Origin of the sequence: Shewanella sp. (assembly GCF_048265805.1) — a bacterium.
In the GTDB taxonomy this organism is placed as follows: domain Bacteria; phylum Pseudomonadota; class Gammaproteobacteria; order Enterobacterales; family Shewanellaceae; genus Shewanella.
On sequence record NZ_JBLXAT010000055.1, the window covers coordinates 1 to 9,054 of the forward strand.

The following is a 9,054-nucleotide window of genomic DNA, read 5'->3' on the forward strand; positions in this document are numbered from 1 at the left end:
GTTACTCTGGCGTGTGTAATGATGTGGCTACCGATGTATTGCGACTAATAAATCAACAAAGATCAACACACTCTAGGATGATCGCCTAAATCCTCGTTCAACCAATCGGCCAATTGCTCAATGCCGCGCAGCGGTGATTTCAAATCGTGCGAGGCGATATACGCAAAACTATCTAACTCACGGTTAATGCGTTCAAGTTCAGCGGTATAACGTTCACGCTCCTTCTCAATCTGCTTGCGCTCAGAGACATCATTAATGGTGGCGAGTATCGCCTGACCATCGCTAAAAATAATTGGTGTCAGCCCCACCTCGACATCCACTAAGCTGCCATCACTGCATAATCCCTGTAAGTCGGTACGCTGCGACATGTTCTTCGCATCAGGCCGACGCATATAACCCGCCATATGCTCGCCATGGCGCTGTCTTGCCTCCATTGGTAATAGCATTGAGACTTTCTGGCCGAGCAGCTCATCGCGAGAATACTTAAATAGCTTCTCGGCGTGAGCATTAACTAAATTCATCACGCCTTGACGATCAACCATCACCAACGCCGATGGCGAAGCTTCAATCACTAAGCGAAAACGCTCTTCGTTGGCCAACATCTGCTGACTAAAGCTGGCCTCACGAAACCGCCCTTTGGCATTCTGATAAAGAAAATAAAACAGCAACCCTAAGAATAGGCCACCAAACACCAACAGCAACTTATGCTGCATAGCTTCGGCATCACTAGAAAAGTTGGCGTTACTGCTAAGCGATAACGACCAGATATGACCACCAACCGTTACAGGTAGTACGGAGGAATAACGCGGATTACTGCGGCTAGCATTGTTTTGATACATCAAACTGCTGGGGCGAATTTGCGCACCGTCATACACCTTGATATGTAACTGAGAAAACTTATCGCCCAGAATACCTTCCATCAGGTTATTCATGCGAAAAGCGGCGTACACTATGCCACGCGGCTCATCGGTGGCATTTCCTTGCGCATCCTGCACAAAGAGCGGCATGCACATTAAAAAGCCCGACTGCACGTCACGGGCGACCTCTTGCACTAAGGTGATTTTGCCCGATACCGCGGCAGCGCGAGTAGCGATAGCCCTATCAATGGCGGCACGGCGCACAGGCTCAGAAGACATGTCATAACCAAACGAACGCTGGTTACGCCAATCAAACGGCTCAATGTACAAGATGGCTTGATAGCTATCTCTTGGTGTTGTGGGGTGGACTTTATAATCAGCGAAGCCCTCGGCTTGTACTTCGGCTTCATGTGCCGCGAGCTGCTCGGGTTTGAGAATAACGCTATAGCCCATGCCCTGCATGCCAGGGTAGTACTCCTGTAAGCGGGCATTGGCGATGTAGTCATGCCACTCTTGGCGAGATACCGACTGCGATGACATAAATAACCCAATGCCGCCACGCAGAACTTGCTCATAAGTGCGCATACGGTCAGCGATTTCATCGCGTAGTAACACGGATTGAAACTGAAAGCGCTCCATGCCGCGTACATGGACATAGTAGTTAGCAATGTATCCACCAATGACCGTAAACAAGGTCGCAAACATCATCAGCATCCACACTGAGGATGGAAGTTTGAAAGACGACATCGCGTCGTTATTGCTCACTGGCTCCCTGTGCAGCACTGACGGCATTTATTCTTTCCTGCAGGGTCTTAATATGAATGTTAAGTGTGGTAGGTTGCTGAAAATTTGCAAGTTATGAGGCATTTTCCACAAGCTTAAAAACCGACAAAATTTTGTATAAAAAATGCGTTTTTGATCGCATTCTTTCTCGTAAGTAATTACTAAATTAGCAGCCAAGGAAAGAGATAACTGCCGGAGAGCAACTTCATTTAAGCAACCTAATTTGTTACTGCCGTAATAGCCGTGTTTTGTGGCTCAACGTTGTGAGTTTGACCTCGCTCAGGAGTGAATATGGCCCATATCTATGAAGTTTTGCCTAATGATAGTGAAATTGAAGCCATGACGGCACCGAGGAATATCAGAGCAGCCCAAGCGTTGCAGCATCGCCGAGAAGTTCGCCGTCGTTTAGAGGATTGCTTAGAGCGCTTACAACTGCGCCGCGCACTCGACTTAGACGAAGACGAAACCTTCTAGCCCTTACGCTGTCGCACACTATTGCGGGTCAATAGCGCTTCTGCTTTGGCCCCTAAATAGACATACACCCCTAAGCCGATCAGCAAGCCCACTACCGCTAACATCATAAAGATCGCACCCTGAATATATTCAAACTTGCCCAATGACGATTTGAACATCGTCAGTAGTGCTTCAATCGAAATCGCAATCAAAATAGTGGAGACAAAACGGGTAATCGTACGGCGCGTGGAACTATGGCGAAAGATATCTTTATGCATCAAAATCTCCTCCTCCAATATCGTTTTTCCCAGATCGAAAATCGCCAGCGCCAAAGTAATAAAGATGATGGTACCGAACGGCTTAAGTGAATCATGCGCCGAACTGATACCGCCAGTGAATAACAACCAGATATCGTGGGCGGCGATGCCAATCAAAATAGCGACCACAATAAATAAGCCCGTTACCAAGATAGCGTACACCGCTTTAAATAGCGGGATCACTCGCCGACGTGCGCTATCACCCATCATAAATTCAATCAGACAAGTAAGATTAATATCTACCACGACATAGCCACGTTTTCCATCCGCTAACCGTTGCGCAATGGAAGCAGATAAACACAGATGACCTGAGGCGTTTGATAGGTAGGGACGCGTGATCTGTACTCCAGTTTTATCACGTACATTGAGATAATAGGGGCGCTGACTACGGTCAGGGCTTTCACCCACACTAAGCAATTTAACCTGCTGGTTTATCAGCGCTAAATTAGGGCTAACTTGCCGTCCATTATCATCCAGTAAATACATTAACTCGACAAAGGGATAGCGGGAGGCCACTTCGCTGAAAATTTTAATCGCCTTACCAGTATCGGCGAACAGCTCATTATCTGCCATGCCAGTAAGGATTGACTCTAACAATTCATGCACTAACTGCTCATATTCATGATAGCGCTCAATGACGCTGAGATAGCTCATACTGGCCATTAGCTCACTCCCTGAAACAAATATTCTCTAGTGAAAAAACATGCAGCTTTAGTACCAACAGAAAAGTGAATGAATTACAAATAGATAACAATGGAGCATTTTTTAAAAATGCGCCAACACTACGCAATCGCACCAGAATAAAGCAGTAAATTAATAGCTTATAAATAACAGCATAAAATTACTGACCAATTTATATTGATTAATCAAACACATTTGTTAAAAAACAGTTTAAATATAAATAAATGTGTTGAAAATTTGTGCTTATTTATCTATCAATAAGGAGCTGTTACATGAGGTAACAGTGCTTAGAAAGGATAGGAAATCAACAATGAGAATACATACGCTAACCGCGGCAATGTTCGCTGCCGCTGCTTTTACCCCGGTAACCTTTGCCGCAGATTTGGTTCATCTCACCCCCAACAGTCCACAAGCACGAAGCTTAGCGCCATCAGCAACACCGGCGGCGACATTAGGTGTGAGCAATCAACACAGTTTTAAAGGCAAACAGGTTCAGGTAGGTAAAAAACTAAAAACCCGCTTACACCAGTATTATCGTGATGTTGAAGTTTATGGCGTGTCAGTTGCGGCAGATGTCAGTGCCATGGGGGTTTATAGCCAGATGTCTGGTAGCTATCTTCAAGGGATCGAAGATGACTTAGCTGATGTCACCCCAACACTCAGTGAAACAGCAGCAATTAAAAAAGCACTGATCGCCAGCAAGCTGAAAGATGCTGAGCGCAGCAGCGCCAAGCTATACATTTGGCAAGATCCAGCATCTGGCCAAGCCCATCTCGCTTATTTAGTCGACCTGTTTACCAGCGCACCGGAACCTAGCCGTCCGTTTGTAGTGATCGATGCTAAATCTGGCGCTACCTTAGCCAGCTGGGAGCAGTTAACTCACAGCCAGCTAGCCACCGGCCCAGGCGGTAACTACAAAACTGGTGAGTACTACTATGGGACTGACTACGGTGATTTAGTGGTGAGCGACAGCTGTACCATGGACACTGATAACGTACAAACCATTGATATGAACAATCGTACCAATGGCGGTAACGTAGTGTCGTTTACTTGTCCAAACAGCCCTGAAAACTTAGTTAACGGTGCTTACTCAGCCGAAAATGACGCCCACTATTTCGGTGGGGTGATTTTTGACATGTACTCCGATTGGTTTCAGACCTCGCCATTAACCTTCAAGTTGCAGATGCGCGTCCACTACGGCAACAGCTATGAGAACGCCTTCTGGGATGGTACTGGCATGACCTTTGGTGATGGTGGTTCAACCTTCTATCCTTTGGTGAGCTTAGACGTGTCCGCTCATGAAGTGTCACACGGTTTTACTGAGCAAAACTCCGGTCTGACATACAGTGGCCAAAGTGGTGGTATCAACGAAGCTTTTTCCGATATGGCGGGTGAAGCGGCGGAATACTACATGAAAGGCGAGAACGATTGGATGGTGGGTGCTGAAATCTTTAAAGGTACTGGCGCCTTGCGTTACATGGACCTGCCTAGCCGTGATGGCATGTCGATTGATAGCGCCGACGACTACTACAATGGCTTAGACGTGCACTACAGCTCAGGCGTATTTAACCGTGCGTTCTACTTACTGGCGACCACCAGTGGCTGGGACACCCAAAAAGCCTTTGAAGTGTTTGTTAAAGCTAACCAACTGTACTGGAATGCCAACTCAGACTTTGACAATGCTGCGTGCGGCGTTGCTCAAGCGGCTGACGATCTGGAATACAGCGTAGCTGATGTTGAAGCAGCCTTTACCGGGGTAGATGTCAACGCCAGCTGTGGTGGCACCGATCCAGAGCCACCAGCAGGTGATGCAGAGTTGGAAAATGGTGTACCTGTCACAGGTATCAGTGGCGGTGCTAGCTCACAACAATTCTGGACCTTCGATGTACCAGCGGGTACCAATCGCGTCACTATCGCTACCTCTGGTGGCTCAGGTGACATGGATCTGTATGTGAAGTTTGGCGGCCAACCTTCAACTACCGATTACGATTGTCGCCCATACCGCAGTGGTAACAACGAAACCTGTACTTTCCGCCGTCCAGCTTCTGGCACCTTCTACATCATGTTACGAGGTTACAGCAGCTACTCAGGCGTTACTTTGAGCGCCTCTTATTAAGCGCCGATAGATAGCAAAAGAGCAGCCATTGGGCTGCTCTTTTTTTATACTAAAGCCAATACTATGGCTTAGCGCGTTGCCTCTCAAAATAACTACGGGTGAGCTTAAACACCACTGGGCTTAACAGCAGCAGTGCCACTAAGTTTGGCAAGGCCATCATGGCATTTAAGGTATCCGCCAATAGCCAAATGAAATCTAACTTAGCCAACGCTCCCACTGGCACGACGATAGTGAAGATTAACCGAAACGGCATAATCGCCTTCACACCGAACAGAAACTGGACACATTTTTCACTGTAAAAACTCCAGCCTAGAATCGTCGTAAACGCGAAAATGGCTAACGCGATAGCCACCACATAGTTACCGATCGGCAACGCATGTCCAAAGGCCATCGAAGTCAACGGCGCACCGTTTTCACCTGAGCTCCAAGAGCCAGTCACCACAATGGCTAAACCGGTGATAGAGCACACAATCAGGGTATCGATAAAAGTACCCAACATGGCCACTAAGCCTTGAGTCACTGGGCTGTTGGTTTGCGCCGCAGCGTGTGCAATAGGCGCACTACCTAAACCCGCTTCGTTAGAAAATACCCCACGGGCCACACCGTAGTTCACCGCGGCCCAAACCGCTGCACCAGCAAAGCCGCCTTGAGCCGCAACCGGCGTAAAGGCGCTCTCAATAATCAACATAATCGCTGCTGGCAGATCGGCGGCATATACAATTAATACAGCTAAGCCACTGACGATATAAAACACCGTCATCAACGGCACTAACTTACCTGCCACATCTGCAATACGGTGAATACCGCCCATCAACACTGCGCCAACCAGCAGCATCATTACCACACCGGTGATCCACGGCGCTACACCAAAGTTAGCCGATAACGCGTCGGCCACCGAGTTAGCTTGCACTGTATTACCAATACCAAATCCAGCGAAGGCGCCAAACAGCGCAAACAGCACACCCAGCCAAGTCCAATTTTTACCGAGCCCATTTTTGATGTAATACATCGGGCCGCCCACGTGATGGCCGTTGGCATCCTCTTCACGAAATTTCACCGCTAACACAGCTTCAGAGTATTTGGTTGCCATGCCCACCAAGGCAGTACACCACATCCAAAACAATGCCCCAGGGCCGCCCATCGCAATGGCCGTGGCCACCCCTGCAATATTACCGGTACCGATAGTGGCAGAGAGGGAAGTCATTAGCGCATTGAACGGGCTGATTTGCCCTTGCTCCTGTTGATCTTCGTCAGGCGCACGCCCGGACCACAGCAACTTAAATCCGGTGCCCAATTTCAGCACGGGCATCAGCTTTAGCCCAATAGAAAGAAACAAGCCCGTGCCGAGGATCATCACCAGCATGGGAACGCCCCACACCACATCATTAATTACATGTACGAAGTCAACTACGCGTTGTAAAAGTCCAACTTCAGCTTCCATTCCAACCTCTGTTTATTTTTTATAGTTATACCAAGCACGCCATCGCAATGGCGATTGCTGCACAGCGAAGAGCCAGATTACAACGAATAGTTAACAATTTGGAATAGCTGCGACAGGATAAACTGTCGCAACTTATTGCAGAGGCAAATATGCAGCAAGACTCGCTACAAAAAAGAATTAATGCAGCAAAATTAACTAGTAGCTTGCTTAGATTTTAGTGATTTTTTGGTTTGAGCTGCACACTCATCACCGCCAACACAATCACACCGATCCCCAACTTAGACAGTAGATTGAGCTCGGCAACTTGCAGAATATCGCGCCAAAAGCCTACATGCACCAGCACATCGGTACACACAAAGCTGATGATCGGTGTTAACGCCAGCATGGCACCCACTTGGCCAGCAGGCAGTGCTTTCATACCTTGAGCAAAACACGCATAGGCCAAGAGTGTCGCTACCGCACTGGCAATCACAATACTCCACGCTTCAGTATCCAGTGGCTGCCAGACACTAAAGTCACACGTTGGCAGTAACACCAACGCACCTAGCAGATAGATCACTAATAAAATATTAGTAGGAGACAACACGCCCGCTAACTGACGTTGCACCAACACACTAACGCACCAGCAGATTACCGACAGTTGGATCAGTAGCACACCAATCAATACATCACCACCATCGGCTGCCACGTCAAAACGCAAATAGGGATTGAAAAACATCATCATGCCGAGCGCCAGCGCCATAAAGCAGCCAATTTGGAATCGGCTCAACCGCTCACCAAACACCAAAAAACCGCCAAGCGCTAAGAACACGCCAGAGGTTTGAAAACTCAATTGTGCGGGGCCGGGTGCCATATAACGCAGCGCCACCATGTAGCTCAAATAGTTGGCTAACAGCATAATGCCGGCCAACGCCAACCAACACCACTGCTTCTTTGTTACTTGTTTAAACTGCGCCAATCCGCCTGCGAGCGTTTGAAACACTAACAATATCAACCCCGCCACCCCAAAACGAAACCATGTCAGATTAACGGCATCGACAAAGCCCACCGTCAATTTCAATGCAACGGGCATAATGCCCCAGAAAAACACCGCGGCAGCAATAAATAACAACCCGATACGGGCAGGATGACTATTCAAGGGAAACTCCGAGAAGACAACAGCATACTGAAGGCGCTTGAGATGGAGCGACAAGGCAGTACACAGACTGGCCAATATTTTGCCAAATAGTCACCCAAAAACCAAGCTGAAAACAGCGCTACGCCTGCATTTTTCGGTCAAATGGCGATGTTTTAACTCAGCACCAGTGCAAATTGGGTAATCCCGCTAAATCAAGTGTGTCGGCATGAGTGGCAATGACCGCATGAGTCTCAGGTGATTGCGCAGCCAATTTAGCAAGGAGCACTTGCTGTGCCGCTGGTTCACCATGCACCAATACCAGCGGTGGCGCGCCCTCAAAATATTGGTACCAACGCAGTAACTCAGCTTGATCCGCATGCGCCGATAAACCGCCCACGGTGTGAATGCGCGCCCGCACCGGAACGCTTTGCCCCGCAATCGTCAGCTCCTCCGCCCCATCCACCAGCAACCGACCCGGTGTGCCTAACGCTTGAAAACCGCAGATAATCACGTCGGAATTTGGCCGTGCCAGATTATGCTGCAAGTGACAACGAATACGGCCACCGTTGCACATGCCACTGCCCGCAATAATGATCAGCCCATGGTCGATGTCATTAAGGCTGATCGATTCGGCGGTGTCGCGAATAAAACGCGCATGCGATAACAGCGGGTGCTCGCCAGGATGCAGTTGAGTTAACCGCTGAAAGTCCTCATCCATCAACGGATAGTGGTGCACATAAATGCGGGTAGCCTCAATCGCCATCGGGCTATCCAACACGATAGTCCAGTCCGCCAGCTGCCACTCTTTGGCATAAAGATGAAATAGATACAGCAACTCTTGTGCGCGCCCCACCGAAAACGCGGGGATCAAAATATTGCCGCGGCTGGATTGAATCGTCTCAGAAAAAATGGTTTTCAGCTCTGTCAGCGTATCTTCCCAACTGCGGTGCAGGCGCTCACCATAGGTGCTTTCCATCAATACCAAATCGGCGGTTGCAATCATGGTCGGATCGCGCAAAATCGGCATTCCCGCGCGGCCGAGGTCACCGCTGAATACCACTTTTCGCTGCTGCTCGCCATCATCCAAAAACAGCTCGACTAACGCGGAGCCCAAAATATGCCCCGCATCATGCAGCATGACGTTAACGCCCGGCATGACAGGCACTAACTGGTCATATTCCAATGGAATAAAATGGCTCAACACCTGCTCAACGCTGAGGAATCCCCTGATGATTTAGATAAAAATCATCAAATTAAGGTAGATGCGCATCTTGTCATGTGATCAAATG

Annotated in this window: 6 protein-coding genes and 1 pseudogene; 2 read left to right on the plus strand and 5 right to left on the minus strand. The window is 48.5% G+C overall.

Going from position 1 to position 9,054, the window contains the following annotated elements; genetic code table 11:
• Positions 1–62: 62 nt before the first annotated feature.
• Positions 63–1,649, minus strand: a complete 1,587-nt coding sequence (locus ACN0TT_RS20135; protein ID WP_417763911.1) for a CHASE domain-containing protein — start codon at positions 1,647–1,649, stop codon at positions 63–65.
• A 282-nt stretch (positions 1,650–1,931) separates the two neighbouring features.
• Between ACN0TT_RS20135 and ACN0TT_RS20140 the strand changes: the two genes are divergently transcribed.
• Positions 1,932–2,114: a PA3496 family putative envelope integrity protein gene (locus tag ACN0TT_RS20140; RefSeq protein WP_417763912.1), complete on the plus strand. Its 183-nt coding sequence runs from the start codon at positions 1,932–1,934 to the stop codon at positions 2,112–2,114.
• On the opposite strand, the gene ACN0TT_RS20145 is transcribed toward ACN0TT_RS20140, so the two are convergent.
• A complete protein-coding gene (locus tag ACN0TT_RS20145; RefSeq protein ID WP_417763913.1) occupies positions 2,111–3,073 on the minus strand; it encodes a PDC sensor domain-containing protein in 963 nt (320 codons plus the stop codon). The two genes, ACN0TT_RS20140 and ACN0TT_RS20145, sit on opposite strands and share 4 nt — an antisense overlap.
• Positions 3,074–3,401: 328 nt before the next feature.
• Here ACN0TT_RS20145 and ACN0TT_RS20150 point away from each other — a divergent pair, with 328 nt between their 5' ends.
• Complete coding sequence (locus ACN0TT_RS20150) at positions 3,402–5,207, plus strand: M4 family metallopeptidase (protein ID WP_417763914.1); 1,806 nt, start codon at positions 3,402–3,404, stop codon at positions 5,205–5,207.
• Between the two features lie 61 nt (positions 5,208–5,268).
• On the opposite strand, the gene ACN0TT_RS20155 is transcribed toward ACN0TT_RS20150, so the two are convergent.
• The 3 genes and pseudogenes from ACN0TT_RS20155 to ACN0TT_RS20165 all read right to left on the minus strand — a co-directional run.
• A complete protein-coding gene (locus ACN0TT_RS20155; protein WP_417763915.1) occupies positions 5,269–6,648 on the minus strand; it encodes an alanine/glycine:cation symporter family protein in 1,380 nt (459 codons plus the stop codon).
• Between the two features lie 214 nt (positions 6,649–6,862).
• Positions 6,863–7,786 (minus strand): DMT family transporter, encoded by a 924-nt coding sequence (locus ACN0TT_RS20160; RefSeq protein WP_417763916.1) that lies wholly within the window; start codon positions 7,784–7,786, stop codon positions 6,863–6,865.
• 157 nt (positions 7,787–7,943) lie between these two features.
• A pseudogene (locus ACN0TT_RS20165) lies at positions 7,944–8,975 on the minus strand (MBL fold metallo-hydrolase RNA specificity domain-containing protein); the annotation flags it as partial.
• Between the last annotated feature and the right edge of the window lie 79 nt (positions 8,976–9,054).